General features: G+C 52.0%; 11 protein-coding genes and 5 pseudogenes. 7 read left to right on the forward strand and 9 right to left on the reverse strand.

Annotation, left to right across the window (positions count from 1 at the left end; translation table 11 throughout):
- Nucleotides 1-6: 6 nt before the first annotated feature.
- From ACT4ML_RS15390 to ACT4ML_RS15400, 3 genes and pseudogenes are all read left to right on the forward strand, one after another.
- A pseudogene (locus ACT4ML_RS15390) lies at nt 7-204 on the forward strand (site-specific integrase); the annotation flags it as partial.
- A gap of 118 nt (nt 205-322) precedes the next feature.
- A pseudogene (locus ACT4ML_RS15395) lies at nt 323-614 on the forward strand (toxin-antitoxin system TumE family protein).
- Between the two features lie 23 nt (nt 615-637).
- Nucleotides 638-1,030 (forward strand): HVO_A0114 family putative DNA-binding protein, encoded by a 393-nt coding sequence (locus ACT4ML_RS15400; protein ID WP_444721659.1) that lies wholly within the window; start codon nt 638-640, stop codon nt 1,028-1,030.
- A gap of 97 nt (nt 1,031-1,127) precedes the next feature.
- Here ACT4ML_RS15400 and ACT4ML_RS15405 read toward each other — a convergent pair whose 3' ends face one another.
- The gene (locus ACT4ML_RS15405; RefSeq protein WP_444721660.1) at nt 1,128-1,901 is read right to left on the reverse strand and encodes a hypothetical protein; all 774 of its coding nucleotides are present in this window, start codon (nt 1,899-1,901) and stop codon (nt 1,128-1,130) included.
- Between the two features lie 378 nt (nt 1,902-2,279).
- Here ACT4ML_RS15405 and ACT4ML_RS15410 point away from each other — a divergent pair, with 378 nt between their 5' ends.
- A complete protein-coding gene (locus ACT4ML_RS15410; protein WP_444721661.1) occupies nt 2,280-3,920 on the forward strand; it encodes a hypothetical protein in 1,641 nt (546 codons plus the stop codon).
- A 34-nt stretch (nt 3,921-3,954) separates the two neighbouring features.
- On the opposite strand, the gene ACT4ML_RS15415 is transcribed toward ACT4ML_RS15410, so the two are convergent.
- On the reverse strand, nt 3,955-5,016 hold the full coding sequence (locus tag ACT4ML_RS15415; RefSeq protein ID WP_444721662.1) for a Cdc6/Cdc18 family protein: 1,062 nt from the start codon (nt 5,014-5,016) through the stop codon (nt 3,955-3,957).
- A 197-nt stretch (nt 5,017-5,213) separates the two neighbouring features.
- Nucleotides 5,214-5,546 (reverse strand): hypothetical protein, encoded by a 333-nt coding sequence (locus tag ACT4ML_RS15420; RefSeq protein WP_444721663.1) that lies wholly within the window; start codon nt 5,544-5,546, stop codon nt 5,214-5,216.
- Between the two features lie 59 nt (nt 5,547-5,605).
- On the opposite strand from ACT4ML_RS15420, the pseudogene ACT4ML_RS15425 reads away from it, so the two are divergent.
- Nucleotides 5,606-8,188: pseudogene (locus ACT4ML_RS15425) on the forward strand (UvrD-helicase domain-containing protein); the annotation flags it as partial.
- A 325-nt stretch (nt 8,189-8,513) separates the two neighbouring features.
- Here the strand turns inward: ACT4ML_RS15425 and ACT4ML_RS15430 are convergent.
- Nucleotides 8,514-9,389 carry a hypothetical protein gene (locus ACT4ML_RS15430; RefSeq protein WP_444721664.1) on the reverse strand — a complete coding sequence of 292 codons (876 nt, stop codon included), beginning with the start codon at nt 9,387-9,389 and terminating at the stop codon, nt 8,514-8,516.
- Nucleotides 9,390-10,491: 1,102 nt separating this feature from the next.
- Between ACT4ML_RS15430 and ACT4ML_RS15435 the strand changes: the two genes are divergently transcribed.
- Nucleotides 10,492-11,136, forward strand: coding sequence for a hypothetical protein (locus tag ACT4ML_RS15435; RefSeq protein WP_444721665.1), 645 nt, complete (start codon nt 10,492-10,494; stop codon nt 11,134-11,136).
- Nucleotides 11,137-11,260: 124 nt separating this feature from the next.
- Here ACT4ML_RS15435 and ACT4ML_RS15440 read toward each other — a convergent pair whose 3' ends face one another.
- Together ACT4ML_RS15440 and ACT4ML_RS15445 are read right to left on the reverse strand one after the other, a co-directional pair.
- A complete protein-coding gene (locus ACT4ML_RS15440) occupies nt 11,261-11,512 on the reverse strand; it encodes a hypothetical protein (protein WP_444721666.1) in 252 nt (83 codons plus the stop codon).
- Nucleotides 11,513-11,774: 262 nt separating this feature from the next.
- Complete coding sequence (locus ACT4ML_RS15445; RefSeq protein WP_444721667.1) at nt 11,775-12,008, reverse strand: hypothetical protein; 234 nt, start codon at nt 12,006-12,008, stop codon at nt 11,775-11,777.
- 114 nt (nt 12,009-12,122) lie between these two features.
- On the opposite strand from ACT4ML_RS15445, the pseudogene ACT4ML_RS15450 reads away from it, so the two are divergent.
- A pseudogene (locus tag ACT4ML_RS15450) lies at nt 12,123-12,317 on the forward strand (integrase core domain-containing protein); the annotation flags it as partial.
- Between the two features lie 89 nt (nt 12,318-12,406).
- On the opposite strand, the gene ACT4ML_RS15455 reads toward ACT4ML_RS15450, so the two are convergent.
- The 3 genes and pseudogenes from ACT4ML_RS15455 to ACT4ML_RS15465 all read right to left on the reverse strand — a co-directional run.
- On the reverse strand, nt 12,407-12,853 hold the full coding sequence (locus tag ACT4ML_RS15455) for a response regulator (protein WP_444721668.1): 447 nt from the start codon (nt 12,851-12,853) through the stop codon (nt 12,407-12,409).
- A gap of 18 nt (nt 12,854-12,871) precedes the next feature.
- Nucleotides 12,872-15,589, reverse strand: a complete 2,718-nt coding sequence (locus ACT4ML_RS15460) for an MEDS domain-containing protein (protein ID WP_444721669.1) — start codon at nt 15,587-15,589, stop codon at nt 12,872-12,874.
- A 756-nt stretch (nt 15,590-16,345) separates the two neighbouring features.
- Nucleotides 16,346-16,492: pseudogene (locus tag ACT4ML_RS15465) on the reverse strand (cation:proton antiporter); the annotation flags it as partial.
- Between the last annotated feature and the right edge of the window lie 146 nt (nt 16,493-16,638).

Below are 16,638 nucleotides of genomic sequence, written 5' to 3' on the forward strand. Positions count from 1 at the left end.
ACGACCCCGAAATATGACGATCTCGTACCCCACGGCGGCCGCCGGGGAGATGGGTGAAGTTCTCGTCCAGGCATTCGGATACACGGTTGCCACCGGTACCTTGATAACTCCGAGGAAATGATACGGGCGCGGTATTCGCATATTGAAACCGGCAAATTGGGCGATGTTGCTACGGAAGCGCTTAACAGGATTGATTCTACTTAAATTAGATTACAATTCCGAATGTCGTCTTGGTGTGATCATTGCTACTTCGAGATAAGCGGTGCTATGTTAGCTTTGAGACTAACATTTATTATGTTAGGACTCATACTAACAGACAGGGATGAGCGAGGACGTTACTGTCGTTCGCGATGAGATCGAAGCTTATGCGGATGGCACCGTTGCTCGCGTCCGCATACTCGCGGTCCCTGAGTCGGAGAAGTTCCCGGACGGCATCAAATATGCCTTCCACTACGGCGACGCCGGTGCAGACGACCCGATTATCCGGTTCGACAACCACCACGGTGTCCACGAACTGCACCTCGGCTCACGGGTATTCGAAGCCGACTACCCGGGATTACAGAAATCATGCTTGGCGCGCGGCGCTTCCGTTCGACAAGCGAACCGATTGGTAACCGACCTAACTCTATCCCAAGCCATGACCCAAACACTCCACGTCCGAGTCAATTCATCGTCCGATCGCAGCGACCTTGAGGACACGCTTGCAGTTCTCGATGCCGATGAGAGTGTCGACCAAAAGCCGTCGATGCTCTCCATTGAGGGCCTCGAGACGTTCGGCCGGATCTTCCGGCCGACGAACCTTGAACTGCTCGAGGCGATCGCAGACCACGAACCTGAGAGCATCCGTGAACTCGCCCGAACCGTTGACCGTCACCCGCCGGAGGTGACCGATAATGTCACTGAACTCGCTGACTACGGCCTCGTCGATCTCGAAGAGAATGGGCGCGCAAAGCGGCCGGTCGTCTGGTACGACGAAATCGACGTCGACATCCCGATCGGCCAGCACTCGCCCGATGTCGCGCCGGCGTAACAATAGTTGATACTATAACTTCTTTATTCAATATTTGAGGTGCAGTCGGGGACCAGTACAGTTGACCTACATAGGAGTTTAAACTAACTTCAGATTTTCAAGTATTATATCTTGAATTGACTCGGATCTCTTGTTCCATGTTATGTACTCTGACAGCGATAAACAGAATAATAGCAACAGGCCCAGTGACTAGTAATCCTATTAGAGATATTGTCCCTTGAATCCCGAAGCTGCCATTACCGGCCGCTAAAGGGATGGCAGTCCCAAGAAAGCCAGAAAGTACAACAGTGAGTAAAATTTGTGCAAATCGCCACTGATTCTGTATATAGAGTTCCCACTTCTGATTAATGAATCTGGGAAAATTCTTTGGAAATAGGGGTTGGCAATAGAAATATGTAACAGAAAAAACAATGCACATTTGGAATATGAATCCCACCCAAACAGTCTTTGGTCGATCCAGTATTGCTTTCCCTTGAAACTCAATACCTGGCCAAAATGCTATACCGATGATCAGGAATGCTACATATATAACTGCTGCCAATATCGGAATGTATGGGAGAACAGGAACATCTCTTTTATTAAATTCCTCCACAATAAATTCTAAAGAGCCGACCAAACCTGTGACGAGCACTATGAATAAAAGTACTGGTGGCCTCAACGCGAAATCATATGATTCCTCTGGGGTTAGATAGATCCCATCCGATACATGATTCCCCTCTGATCCTGTTCCCAGAAAAGGAGGGGTATGGTCAGTAAGACTGAGGAAAAAGAAAAGGGTGATAAATATCGTGCCTAAAAATGCTGCCCTTCCCAAAGGCGAGAGAAGAAATTGCTTATTAGCCAGATCTCGGTCCAGATTAATCTTCCCCATAGAGTCAAAGGAAGAACCATATGTTAAATAATTTCGGAGTTCGATCTATAAGCCATTATACGGTGGTTGTGCGTAGTATATTCAGCACAACCCTCCGAATATAACAAATATGTTATATATAATAACGTTCTATTCCTATACGGATTCCGAATCACAAATATAATTTAAAATATTATGAATAATAAAGTCGCGATACGATCTACTGGTAATGGTCAGCAGTTAAGCAGGCAGCGCTACTCTCGATTCCGATGTGGGTGTTAAACCATAGGTACCGTCGGTTGTAGGATCTGAGACGTTTGTACAGACCTTTTCGAGGTAATTGGGATCCAGCTATAGGGCGATATTGAAGTATATTGAATAATAATGGATCCGTAACAGATGGAGTTAGTTGATCTTATTGATAAGAACTGGAACAGCTACGAACGGAAGCGGTTCATCAAAGACGACACCAAGACGAAGACTGACGACTTTGATCCGGAAGCCTTCAAGCATGATGGCTTCGATGACCGTGAGGCATACTTAGAGACGTATGCCCCAGCGCTCGCCGCTGAAGAACGCCTCGAGCAGGAGCTTAACAACTTCACACCGCCACGGCTCAGCGAAATCAACAACTCCCCCTATCAGGCCCTTGTGATCCGGTACGGGATTCTTCGCCAGCTCATCCAGCAGCCCGACTATAACATGGAGAAGTCGGAACTGATTGAGGCTGTCCAGGACTGGCAGCGAGACCTCATTCAGTCCTACGACGAAGACGATTTCTCCGAAACCGACGATCTCCTCCACCTCGCACAGGCCGCTGTCGATTACAAGGGCCAAGTCGATGATTCTGAACTCCATATGGTGTTCAGTTACTTCGAACTCCACAACAGCGCGAACGACAGCAAACACGAGTACTATACGTGGCTGGACTTCTTCCAACGACTTTCTGCCATCGGGCGTTTTCCGAAGGTTTCGCGGTCGGATAGCCCCGAGCACGCTCACGACACTATCGAGAAAGGGATCTGGTCACTCCAGGAGCAGGCGCTCGTCTACGAAGTCGATGCGTCCGGTTATAATGAACTCGTTGGCATCCCGGAGGACTATATCGAGAAGGTCCGGGACTGGCTCTACTACGAGATGTCGGATGAGAACTATCGCCAGATGCTCGAAACGCTCGAGGTCTTTGACCGCCAGTCCGTTCTGATCGAGGCCCGCGAGCATTTCGGTGTTACTGGGAAGAATTACGGTAAAAACGAAAACCGCCGGGAGAACATCGTTCAGGCGGGTGTCTACCCAAGCGAGTTGCTGACAGAAGTCGTCCCGAAGGATGACCTCAAGCATATCGTCGACAAGTACGGACTCGATGCTCATAAGCTAAAGACAGAGGATATGGTGTCTACAATTATTGAGTACTTCGAGCTATCCCAAAAATCTGTTCAGGAAGATGAACCAAAGGTTGACCTGTATTTGGATGCCTACGAGGATATCGCAGATGGGGCAGTCACTGACGTGCCACCGCAGCTTCAGGACATTGTCGATGCTGACAACCCATCGGAGAAGTTGGATGTCCTGTTTGAGGATGCGACTGGGGAGATCTTCCGGGAAGTGTTCAATCTCGAGGGAACGAACCAGCTTGGCCAACAGGCAACTGGAGTAGTCGCAGATGGCGAGATCGAGCAGGACGGTCAGTGGCTCCTCTGGGACAACAAACGTCGCCGCCAGGAGTTCCGTCTCGGGAGTGATGCCCGCAGTAAGATCAAGAACTACATAGACACGAAGAGCGAGCAGCACGACGTAGAGTGGTTCCTCATCATTGCACCGGATTTCACTGAGCAGGCGACGTCGAACGCATTACAGTTGGAGATGCAGATCGGGACAGATATTCGGTTAGTACGGGCGGAAGACTTGAAGCGACTGGCCGAACTGTGGCAAGAGAACTATGCAGCAGAGGGGCGCGAACTACCGTTGTCGGTCTTTACCGGATCGGAGATCTTCGGTGTCGAGACTGCCGCTGGTTGGCTCGAGACACAGTTTTCGTAGCCTCCCAACTGTGGGTAGCTGAGCGGCGTTTTTGTCAAGACTGTGTGGCCGCCGCCGGCAACTCGACCTTCTGCGGTTCGACCTCCTCGTCGATCACCCAGTACGTGCGGTCGCTGGTCGGGCCCGCATAGTCGACGAGATCGTAGCGCTTCAGCTTCTCGAACTTCTTGCGCCGCGCTCGCTCCCTGATCGACTGGGGTGCCTTGTTGTGATAGACATCCTCTGCGACCTCGTCGTACCGATCATGGAGGTCCTCGCCGGAGATCTCCCCGGCCTCGTGGACGATCGCGTACAGCACGCGGTGATGATAGGGCAGCGACTCGAGGTTGAACCGTCGAATCCGACGCCAAGCACGCTCTTTCCCATCTCGAATATCCGTGTCGTGGACCGTGAAGTGGCCGCGTTCCTTGGCGATATCGGCAGCGCCCCACAGTCGCTGGATACCGTTTCGCGCAACCCCGGCAACCTCGTCGGCGAGATCGTGCAGCTGGGTCGAGGAGACGACGGAGTGGTGAAATCCTTGCCGGGCCCGCCGCTCGAGAATCTCCTCGAGCTCGTCGACGTGGTAGTGGTCGAGTTCGATGTGGCCCTGATCGAACGAGTGGCTGTCATCGACGTCCAGTTGGGCGAGCCATTCTGTCCCCTCGTGGGCGATCGCGATGATCGTCACATCCGAGATCTCGAACAGATCACTGATGGCGTCCGTATAGGGGAGGTCGTCGCCTTCATCCAGGACGATGATCGTCTCGCGGTCAATCGCTGCCTCGAGATCGTCGCGAACAGCATCGGTTGCTCGAGTCTGTGGGACGTTGTCCGATCCGTTGGGATGGTCGTCGAGGCAGCGCCGGAGGATCCCGGCCGTCGTCTGCCCCAAACAATTGACGTGGACGCGATGGATCGGCCGCATTGTTCCAATTTTATCGAGGATCTTTGTCGCGAATAACGTCTTTCCCACCCCGCTGGGGCCCGAAATGAGAAGGTCATCCGCTGATCGAGGATCGCCAAACCGTTCGATGACCTCCTGCATCTCCCCCTCCCGATTGAGGAGTTCGATGTCATCGTTATCGTCGTCAAAGACTGTGAGATCCGCGAACATACTCCCACCAATTATCACGTCGTTTAAAAAGACTACTTGCAATTCCGAATATTCACTTGATCGGATTGGTGCGGTTTGGCTGCAGTGAGAGAGGGATCTTAACAGTAGATAGTAGCACGGTTTCTTCCGGATGTGTGGTTGATATGCTCTATTTCATAAACCAACTCACAGTACAACCCGGCGTGTTTGACGAGACACTAGTTAATCACACTAACTTCAATCCGGTAGGTTTTCTTCTCGTATTTTACTACTTCGTATTCGGTCCAACTCCCATCATTGGTACGAGCATTCCCATCCGAGTCGTTTAGTGCTCGGTCGAATACTTCTTGTTTTTCTTGAGACAATTTCTCATATCTAATCACACTTCCATTAATTTCACTACTATTATTGACGGTTTCTTCAATATCAACGACATATTCTTTCTCAGGATGATTGAAAACATCTGGTCCAAAAATAAACCCACCAGTTCCTATTACCGAGACTAGTAGGACGATTCCTATGACCAGCGAAATACGATTGGGAAATGACATAAAATATAGTTATAAGACGATTCTATTAAATGTTCCCACTGCTGTCTATATAGTCTCTGATCTTCATGGAGCACGGCTTCGAGGCCCCGACGCTCCTCGGCATCGACGACCGCATCACGGGATCCACACGTGTCCTCGAAAACGAGAACGTCGAGAAGGCGCAGTTCCGTGAGTTCATTCGTCGGTTTAGTGACGAACACCCCGAGTACGACGACTTCTTCCGCGCCGTCGAGGAACCAGTCGAACTCCTCGGGTTAATCAATCAGCTTGCGGCGAAAGGTGTCTTCCCGACGGCTGATGGCTGGTATCGCAACGGCGAGCGGTATTTGGACGGCGACTTTGAGGCGTTCCGAGAGATTTTCGACGAGCTGAATCAGCCCCGAAACGACGGGAACAAGCAGTCCAAGCTTCGCTCGAAACTTGGAGGCTACGGGAACGACAAGTGCTACCTCCCAAACGCGCCCGAGGAAGACGAGATCCGTGGCGGATGGGGTGAGAAGCAAGTTCCCGCTGCCGTCGCACGGCTCGTGTTTGAGGAACAGCGAGAGGACCTCAAGAGCTTCGTTCACGACGTCTACCACGAGTACCTTGAGTTCGCGCTCAGTCGGAACTACCTCAACTTCAGCTTCCTCCAGCTGTTCGCGTTCGTCCTGCTCTGTGATGACCATCGACTCCGCGACAATGTCGCGTTCGAGTCCGTAATGATCGACGAGTTCCAGGACTCTAGTGAGATCCAGTTCAAACTCGCTCTCCTGCTCGCGGACACGAACAACGTCTGTGTCGTTGGCGACTGGAAACAGAGCATCTACTCATTCCAGTATGCCGCCGTCGAGAACATTACTGAGTTCGAATCTCGGCTGGATCGGTTCGTCGACGAACTCAACGAGGATCACGAACGAGTATCGTGGGCGACCCGCCCGATCATCGATATCGAGCTAGTCGAGAACTACCGGTCGACCCAGGACATTCTCGACTTCTCCGAGCACAGCCTAGTGACGCCCGCGGCGAGCACGGACGACGTCGACGAATCGGCCGTGCGAGATAGAATTGTTTCGCTCTCCTCGAACGCCTCGCACGAGAATTCTCAGATAGAGGCGATTCAACACGAAGACGAACACGAAGCCGTTCTGACCAAGATTCAGGCGATCGTCGGGAATGACGCATATCAGGTCGAGGAGGGCGGGGAACTTCGTCTGCCAGAGTACGGTGACATCGCCGTCCTCACCCGGACTCGTGACTTCGGCCGAGAACTCCTCTCTGTCGCCGAGACGTATGGGTTGCCGATGGCATACGAAGGAGGCATCGAGTTGTTCCGGTCTGACCCGGCGAAGCTTCTCCTAGCGTAGCTGCGAATTCTCGAATCCGACGTGGAGCGAGGATGGGCAGTCGTGCTTGAGGAAGCTGGCTACACGCTCGACGAGGTCAAACACGTCCTCGATAGTGGGGAGTATCCCACCAATATGCAGGCGTTCAAGTCGGAGCTTGCGTCGCTGGAGACGGTCGGTGGGGTTGCCCAGCGCGTGTTCTCCCAGTACGACTATGACGGTGCCTACGCCGACGTGCTGCTGACGACGATTCAGTCCGTCCACAGCGCGACGACATTGACACGAGGTGACCTCATCCGATTCATCGAACGCGGCATCGAGGACGGAAGCACCCACGAGGTCCACGCAAGCGCCGGTATGAATTCGGTGACGGTCCAGACAATCCACGCGGCTAAGGGACTCGAACATCCCATTGTCGTGCTCGCGAACATGAACTCCCATTGCTTTCCACCGTCAGGCGGGAACAGTAACGCAATCACGTTCGACGATCCGATCGGGATACGCCAGCGGAAACTCTACGCCAACGATCACGGGTATCCTCACATTCACGACAACTGGCGGGCCGACATCCTTCGAAAGTGCCTGCCGCGTGGATACGATGAGGAACGACGCTTGCTCTACGTCGCGATGACGCGGGCTGAGAGCCACCTCGTGTTCGCTGCAGGCGAGAGCCCGAACACGTTCATTGAAGAGCTCCCGGTCGACCTCGAGGAACTAGAACCCAACGTTCAGGAAGACGATATCGACGAGACAATGCAGACACACTTGCAGATTGCTGTGCCGACGCCGGATGGTCCAGTTGGTCACTCGCCGCATACGCTGATGCGTGACGATGTGTTCGAGGATGTCGATGATGGGAGAGGGACAGCGTTCGGAACGCGGACCCACGAGTTCGCTGAGCGGTACGTACTGGAAGGAGACGTCGAGCCCTCGAACGACGACGAACGTCACATCAAGTCGTTCATAGACTCGCTCGATGGTGAGCTGCGAGTTGAGGAGGATGCATATCTGCCACTTACTGTCGACGGCGAGCAGGTCACCATCTCCGGAACCGTCGACCTCGTTCACATTCGTCCCGATACCGTCGAGATCATCGACTTCAAAACTGACCTCGGGCGGCACGCCGAGGATGAGTATCGGAAGCAACTCAGCGTGTACTATCACGTGCTGAATGAATGGTTCTCTAGTCGAGAGGTGACCGCAGGGATCTTCTATACTGCACAAGGGGTCCGTGTTGATATTGATCCACTCTCGAAAGCGGACCTAGTCGCACTGATTGGTCAAGAACAGCGTTCGGAAGCCAGCGTTGTCGAGTAGTCTTAGCGCAAATCCAGATATCCCCTACACAACGTCTTCGAACATGGTTGGACTTTGTTCGGGGACAAATTGTTCGACGGCAACGGATTCTTCAGAGCGGGGAAGAATATCTGCGCACTCAGTACTGATCGAGGTGAACTGTGGCTGTTTGATACTGGTCTGGAGCCATGCAAGCGTTTATACGATAGAAGAGTCAAGATTAGGTTGACCAATGAGTCTTAACGAGGCGGTTGACGAAGCGCTCGCGACGTACAATATGTCGCGCAGCCAAGAGGCCGAAGAAACGGGCCGAACAGTCGCCACACTCCAAGACTAACGAGACTCCTTAGTCGAGGTTCCGAATCTTTTCAGCGAACTCTGCTTTCGATAGCCCTGGCGTTTCCTTCAGGTCTGGATACCCTGCGCGTTCGACGGCTTCCTCGACGAACTCGATCCATAGCTCTTCGTGCTGCTCCGCATAGACGATCTTCGCTTCACTCGGGTACATATCCAGCTCGTATGCGGTCAAGTCGATTTCGACCGCGTGTTTTCGCTCAAGTGTTCTCGCGCCGAATCGGTACAGGTGCTTGAAGAGGACGTTCTTCCGTCGAACGGTCAACAGCCGCTTCGATTCGTTGATGTACTCATTAACCCACTCCCGCCAGTCGTACGTCTCTGGATCGACTTCTATAGATGTTTCCGGCATGGAAAAGTTCGGATTTAGACGCCGGAGGTAGAACTGGATTAGTGCGACAGCCGTCCGGTGGTTGGCGTTCGGAAGTGCGTGTTTCAGAATCAGGTTCGAGGCGAGTCGACCTGCAACGGCTGTTGCTGAGCCCTCCCACGACGTCCGATCAAGCACGTCTGGCAGCGCGTCGACGTCGATCTTCTTGTATGCCTCGACAGGAACGCCTTCTTCCTCCTCGTTCTGAGCGATGAGGGCGCGGTAGATCTCGAGCAGCCGAATGACGATGGTGCTGTTGTCCTTGATCATCTTCGCGAGTGACTCATTCAGGTTGAAATCGATCTCACGAACAGGCCCACCACCGACGCGGGACGTATAGATGACGTAGAATTCTTCGTCGATATCGTATGCCTGGACCTTCACTGCGACATCGTCATCGTAATCGACGATCTGCGAGACGATTTCGACAGGGTCCGGATGTACGAAGTCAAGAGAGAATTGCTTGTCATCGGGATGGTGGTAGTAGACGTGGCCCATCTGCGTACATAGTACTCGTTAGCGCTGATTAATCAAGTTCACGAGCGAGATATCTCATTACTGGAAATGAGAACTCCGCGATGGAATATCCGAGTTTCAGCAGGACCGTTGTAGGGTTGAAGCCGCCTAAAATTTGGCACCAATACCACGGAGCCTTCTAATGGAACCTGGAATCAACTAGTGGTGTTTATCGCCCCAGAAGCGGTGAAGGGGCTGATCAGTTGTCCCCTTCGGGGTTATCGATGGCAACGAGAGACATCTACACGACTGCGTTCGAGGAAGACGTCAGACGACTGCAACTGACTGCCCGGACTGTAGCGGCAGCGTTCGAACAACTAATTGCGAGACGATCTGTGAGGACTGTGGATGTATCCTCGAGGAAACCTACCTAGACCGAGGACCAGACTGGAGTCGATATGACGAGCAGGGATACAAGAGACGGACTGGTGCCCCGCTGACACCAACACGCTACGATCGAGGCCTCTCCACTGAGATTGGATACAAGCGAGACGGAAATGCAGTTTACCGCCGACGAACAGGGAAGTTCAGACCTGATGGTTGTCTTCCGCAACTATCTTGAGGAGAACGAACGCCGCGAGACGGCTCGACGACTCATGAAAGAACAACTCGCATAGAGGTTTGAGGACTGATTACAATCGTGTGTGAAAACTATGATTCGGAGTACATTCAGCCAAATTTTGACTAGTGTCGCAAAACATTCGAAAATCGGTATCAGTATACTCCGATAAAAGGAGTCGCGTGGGAATCAGATATCGACGGCCACCTCTGTACTGAGTGCAATGAGTTGATCGACGAAGATTTCGATGGATGATCAGTCACAACTATCGCGAAAATCATATTCCACTCCATGGGCTCTGACCCAGTACGCTTACTGAGTGACAGATTTGGCCCACAAATCTGTGAGTGTGGTATGCATCTCTAATATACATATAAGATTAGTAATTACCATTCCAGAAAACGCTAATATCTGGGGTATACTGGAAGAAGATAATAAATTTATAATATTTGTTTACTAATATATGGCGCAGAGATTGTGCTTCAATCCAATAGTTATAATACTAACCAATAACCAAGTATGATTGTGTCAAAAGATAATCGAAGTCGGCGTTCAATACTCGGTGGACTGGGCGGAATGATTGCTTTAGGTACTCTTACTGGGCTTAGTACCCCAGTTGTTGCGACTGACGAAGCGAACTTGAATTCTGATGAGGAAAAGAAAGCACAGGAACTTCTTCAAGAACTGAGGAAGTCATCAGATAGGGCAAAAGGGTTTGAGAACCTAGATCAAGACGAGAAAAGGTTGGTCATAGAAGCTCTCAAAACAACAGAGATTAAAATAGATTCTCCCGACACTCCTCTTAGCACATTAGATGATGTTAGCACATTAGATAGTGGTAAGAGAGTCACATCGACCTATACTGGAACAAATCCCATTTCTGGCGATCTATGGACTTTTACGGTAGAGGTCCAGTGGAGTTACGATGGTAACGAAATAACATCCATTGATCGGACTACTGCCTTCGGAGAGACATACGAGATTGGTTGGACTTATAAGGGAATCCAAAATGAGGATCTAATTGGAAGCGTAGGAGATTCGCAAATCACCTATACTGCAGAAGGCCTGTTTGAACTTTGCTTCCAATTCTGTGGTCAATCCACACATCCAGTAATCGAGGTCGACGCATACGGCGACGGAGAGTGGGACGCAGAACAACGAAAAGTATAGATCGTTCACCATAAAATCATTAACAGAAGTCTTTTGTGGAAGATGAGGCCTTGAACTTCTTTTAGAAGCTTTTTCATTCAGAATATGTCCCATAATGAGATGAATTGGGGCGCGAATATTATACTTAGCGCTTGAATATGGATGGGAGTTCTCCTTCAGCAATTGTATACACACCTACTCCCATCATTGCGACTAAAGGAACTGCCACAAATATACCTAGACGGTGTGATAATATTATCGGAACAACTAGATGGAATACAACTGAGGGAGTAATAAGTAGTATTGCTATGACTAAAACAGCTCTAAGAAGCTGATTAATCCTGCCAGAACTAGCATCTCTAGCTCCTGATGGGGAATTGTGGGATTCAGCACTCATACAAAATAGTTATTCTCAGTATAGAAATATTTTATCATATATTTTCTACATTTCGATATGAGTACCTGTAAGTTATCAAGTATCGAACTGCTGTCAATGACTACCCTGCGTGAAAGGCCCCGTGTATTCTGGTTTGAATCGACGCCATGATATAGTTCGGTCGTGTCTCGAAGCGCTCGTTACAGTCGGAGCAGGTGCGTTCTTCTCTGGGTGGCATTTTCAAGCGGTATCATCGGTTTTTTCGGTCGTTCTCTGGGCCTCGTCACAGCAGTTCCACTGCGCCGGCGTGGATGAAGACGTTCTTGAGGTAGGTCTCTTGGATAGGAACGCGGATCTCGTCGTCGACGCCGAGCGGTAGATTGGAGATGACCAGCATCGGGAGTGGGCGTGTTCGACCGGGTCCAGCAAGCGTCAACATGGACTGGAAGACCGAGACCAGCCTGTCGGGACCGTGATCAGTATCGGCGATGATCGCGGCATATTTACCGTCGGCCATGGCCCGAATCGGTCCCCGTAGTCGGCTTCCGGGGTGATGATTCGGCACGAAGAGTTCTACAACGCTGCCTTCGAGTACGATACCAGGAGTCATTGATCGCTGAATCTCTCGAGTAATTACAGCGACCGGAACCACGTCGAAAAGTGGTTTCACACCCTCAAAATGCGTATCGACCGCTTCCATAATTCATAGGTGGGCAGTCGGGCGAGCGTCCGAGAGTGACTTGAACAGTTCGTCCACTACTACAACCATCAACGACCGCATCAAGCTCTTAATGGAAAAGTGCCAGTTGCGGAGGTGCAGAACTAGACAGTGCCGGAAGATCCCTCAGACTACTTCGGTAGCCCGCAAATTAAGCAAATACATACTCCGGAGAATTTACTATATCGATCCACGCGCTATTCGCTAGTATCAGTAACGGCAGGCGGAAGTACCGCGGTGGATACCCAAAATTCTGTGGCCGTCTGGATGAGGTCCGCAAACTCCTCTGGATCGACCGGTTTCCGCAGACAGGCATTAGCACAGTTCTTATACGCCTCTACAAAATCACTATCGGACTGCGAACTCGTTAGCACGATCACCGGTATCTGACGCAACCGCGAGTCAGACCGCCGTTCTGCGAGGATATCCTGCCCGCTAGTTGCCGGTAGGTTCAAATCCAGAAGCACAAGATCGGGCAGCGGCTGCTCCGCATACTCGCCACGCTGGTATAGCCAGTCGAGGGCCGTATCCCCCGTCTGGACGACATGTACTGTCCCCGGCAACTCCCGCGTTTCAAATGCCCGCTCAATCAAGCGCACGTCTCCATCGTTATCCTCTATCAGCAGGATATCAATATCAGCCATCGTGATTCCTCCTATCAATCAGGCTGTCGCCTGTTTCGGAATCGTGAAGAAGAAGGTCGATCCCTCACCAGGTTCAGAATCCATCCAGATCTCACCGGCGTGGTTCTCCACGATCTCTTGGCACAACGCCAATCCGATTCCAGTGCCCGGGTACTCATTATCGTGATGCAGTCGCTTGAATACCTCGAAGATCTGGTCGGTCTTGGCTGGATCGATCCCGATCCCGTTATCGGCGACCGCAAACTTCCACTGATTTGCCTGCTCTTCGACGGTAATCTCGATCTCAGGTGGTTCGTCATCGCTGTATTTGATGGCGTTCGAGAGAAGGTTCGAGAACACCTGCTCCAGCTGCTCGCTGTCAGCCCATACTGTCGGGAGTGACTTGACACTGATATCCGCGTCGTTTTCCTCAATTTTTAGCTGGAGATTATCTGTAACCTGTTCGAGGAGTCTATTACAGTCGACCGGTTCAAACTCCCCGTCGGTCTGTTCGACCCGCGAAAAAGCAAGGAGATCATTGACCATCGCCCGCATCCGATCGGCGCCATCAACCGCGAAGTCGATGTATTCCTGCGCATCCGCATCAAGGTCGTTCCTGTATTCATTCTCAAGGAGTTGCAGGTAGCTCGAGACCATCCGCAGCGGCTCCTGCAGATCGTGGGAGGCCGCGTATGCGAACTGCTTCAGTCGATCGTTCGACGCTTCGAGTTTGCCGATTAATTCTTCTAATTGATGCTCACGCTCTTTGTGCTCGGTGATGTCGTGGGCCGCCCCACGGAGCGAAATTACCTCATCATCGACAGTCTCTGGAACACCCTGGAGCCGAAGCCAGCGCACGTCACCGTTCTCTGTCCGGATCCGCGTCTCCACGTCGAAGGGATCACCAGAGTCGAGCGCTTCTTCAACCGCGCCCTCGACGATCGGCTGATCCTCCTCATGGTACATAGCGAGCGCCTCGTCTAGCGGTGGTTCTTCGTCGGTATCCACCTCGAGGAGTTCGAAGATGTGGTCGGTCCAGAACACCTCCTTCGTGTCCGGTTCGATCTCCCAGCCGCCGACGTCTGCGATGTGCTCAGTCTTCTCTAGCAGATCGAGTGCCCGTTCGAGTTCGCGTTTGCGTTCGACCTGGTCGGTGATATCGCGCGTCAGCGCCACCTGCACGGTCGTCTCGTCGGGACGGGAGAGCGGCGCCGCGTGTGTTTCCATCTGCCGGCGCGTCCCGTCCAGTCCAATAATATCGAATTTCAGAGTACCGCTCTCACCCTGGCAGATCCGTTCGTTGAACTCGCGGAACCGTTGGCGGTCCTCAGGGGCGATCAGGTCGTATACGGATTCGCCAATCACGTCCGACGCTGACTCGGCTTCCACCATCTCCAGCCCAGCTGTGTTCATCTGTAGCAGGGTGCCGTCAGGACCAACAGTCTTGATGCAGTCAGGCGTGGTCTCGATCAACGCCTGCAGATGTTCCGTGCGTTCGCGCAGCTCGCGTTCGCGTTGCTGGCGATCAAGTTCGTACTGTACCCACTGCCCCATCAGGTGATGGAAGGTGCGTTCAGCTGCCGAGAACGACTCCTCTCGGGGCTCGTTCGAGAGGAAGAAGAAGGTCCGGTCGGTGTCGCTGTCGAGTTCGAGATGCGTTCCAAGGTACGTCTGGACGCCGAACTGTTCGTAGCAGAGTTTGCCCTCGAATCCCCTGCTCGCTGGATCAGTAACAGTAGCAGTTTTTCCGTCGTCCGTGACTAGTTGACAGTAGGTTTCGGAGAGCGGATACTGTTTCCCTGGAATGAGGTGTTCGTGTTCCCTGTTTATGGTCTCTATCTCGAACAGATCGGTCTCCGGATCAATGCGGGCGAGTCCTCCGTATTCAAGGTCGAATCGGTCGCAGCCAAGCTCGATAATTTCCCGGAGTTTCTCCTCAAACGATAGGTCGCTACGTGCACTCACCTCGTAGAGCTCGCGGAGATACTCTCTGTGCTCCTGCAACTCCGTCTTCGCGGCAGTATGCTCCTGGAGGGTCTGCGTCATCCGATTGACCTTCGTCTCCGGATCCTCGGAATCGAAGAACTGCTCGGGCGGCGTGTAGTAGAAATTCTGAGAGACGGTGTTGTTGATGATGAGATGGGGATGCGTCTTGATAACGTCGTGGATGACCTCGGCTGAAAACCGCTCGCTGTTATACTGGCACAGCACCGTGTAATCCTCGTCTTGATAGAGTGGATTGAGAACCCCCTCATACTCGGCGAGTTCATCCGAGCTCGTGTCCCCCTCGAGTGCCCACGTCATCTCGGCGGCTGCCCTGAGCCCCGTATAGCCCTCGTCGGCTTTCGCCTCCTCGAGGGAATCCTCCCAGAACTCTAGCATTGTGTCCCGATCGAACTCACCGGTCCGGCGATACGTCTCTGCTGGTGTGAGTACAGAGAGTGCGCCCGATTCGAGCGCGGTATCCACGTCGATGTCGTACGCCCGCATTGCCGCCAAGACCTCGTCCCGGGAGTTGTCGTCAGCGACGTACAGGCACTGCTCCCCGCGTTCGAGCCCTTGGCGGATGAAGGGGATTGCGGCCGCGAACTGGTCGTCAGAATCCTCATAGAGCAACGCAAGATGATCGTTGGCGTGATCGTGGTCCTCAGGTGGATCGCCCGGGCCGCGGAACGCTGGACTTTGACGCAGCGCTTTAAGGCCGCTCTCCAACCTCACTGAGCCGCGCTGATCGTTGTCTTCGGCCGGTTGACTCACTGAGAATTATTTCGTGGGCAAAACGGTTAAACGTGGTGTTGCCACTTCCGTTCAGGGGTGGTGTCTCTCATTTCGATCATAGGGCTCTGTTGAAATCCTATTTTCAGATATATTCCACCATGAAACACACGCTCACTACACATGCGAACTGAACAGCCTATTCTTTCTAAGACAAGGCGAAAATTTCCGCACAAGAATAGTCCGATTGAGCTACAATGTAAGTGACCATTCGTGGTCACAATCTACACACTCAAAGTCTGCTATTGTTTCTCCCTCAGAGACATATTTGTTCACCCAGTCCGTCATCGCATTGGGGACAACGAGCACTGTGCACTCTCTTTGAGGTTAGAAGTCTCCACCATATTATTTCTGCGGCAAGTATCTTGGGAGATTCATCTCTCAAAACTCCAGACTATTCCACGTTAACTGTCTTGCCAGTACTAATCACCGAACTTGTTGAAATTCGGTTCCGCCACAGGGACAGTCAGCACCGGTTCCAATCAATCGGATTTCCCCATCAGGCCAGAGGCGAGCAGCATATGATGAACTGCAATCGGTACAGATTGCTACGATCCGGTTAGTATCCTGCGCGCTTTGCATATCTTGCTTTGAGCCAGCTATCGACTTTTCTGTGACACCTTCCTAGTTAGGGTTCTCTTGTTCAGTTACTACATATGTGTACTCATGTCTGATTTTCTCTAATAATCCGGGAATAGCATTGTTGAGCGTTTCGCAGAAGAGTCTGGCGCTCACCACTCAATTATCGGTCAGTCGTGTAGTTCCGTTGCAGACTCGTTCGAACAGCGAAACGGCAATGGACTCAATCTGGTGGGAGTACTGCATGAGCGATGTACCAAGAATACTCATGACGAGAACATAACCCGTAAAGGCATAGACCGTCTCGCGGTGCTCGCTGGGAATCTTCGTATTTATGTAGCTATATCTATAACTTCGCTGGCTGTTCAACGATGACTATCCCTGGGGCCGCAGATAATCCTAGTATAATGGTGTGAGAATTTATATAAGATAGGGGCCAATAAAGGAAAATT

Origin of the sequence: Natrinema sp. LN54, assembly GCF_052439245.1 — an archaeon.
GTDB classification, from domain to species: domain Archaea; phylum Halobacteriota; class Halobacteria; order Halobacteriales; family Natrialbaceae; genus Natrinema; species Natrinema versiforme_A.

Excerpts from the sequence above, each read along its gene's own strand:
- ACT4ML_RS15400 (WP_444721659.1), top strand. The coding sequence starts at position 638 with ATGACCCAAACACTCCACGTCCGAGTCAATTCATCGTCCGATCGCAGC.
- ACT4ML_RS15405 (WP_444721660.1), bottom strand. The coding sequence starts at position 1,901 with ATGGGGAAGATTAATCTGGACCGAGATCTGGCTAATAAGCAATTTCTT.
- ACT4ML_RS15410 (WP_444721661.1), top strand. The coding sequence starts at position 2,280 with ATGGAGTTAGTTGATCTTATTGATAAGAACTGGAACAGCTACGAACGG.
- ACT4ML_RS15415 (WP_444721662.1), bottom strand. The coding sequence starts at position 5,016 with ATGTTCGCGGATCTCACAGTCTTTGACGACGATAACGATGACATCGAA.
- ACT4ML_RS15420 (WP_444721663.1), bottom strand. The coding sequence starts at position 5,546 with ATGTCATTTCCCAATCGTATTTCGCTGGTCATAGGAATCGTCCTACTA.
- ACT4ML_RS15430 (WP_444721664.1), bottom strand. The coding sequence starts at position 9,389 with ATGGGCCACGTCTACTACCACCATCCCGATGACAAGCAATTCTCTCTT.
- ACT4ML_RS15440 (WP_444721666.1), bottom strand. The coding sequence starts at position 11,512 with ATGAGTGCTGAATCCCACAATTCCCCATCAGGAGCTAGAGATGCTAGT.
- ACT4ML_RS15445 (WP_444721667.1), bottom strand. The coding sequence starts at position 12,008 with ATGGCCGACGGTAAATATGCCGCGATCATCGCCGATACTGATCACGGT.
- ACT4ML_RS15455 (WP_444721668.1), bottom strand. The coding sequence starts at position 12,853 with ATGGCTGATATTGATATCCTGCTGATAGAGGATAACGATGGAGACGTG.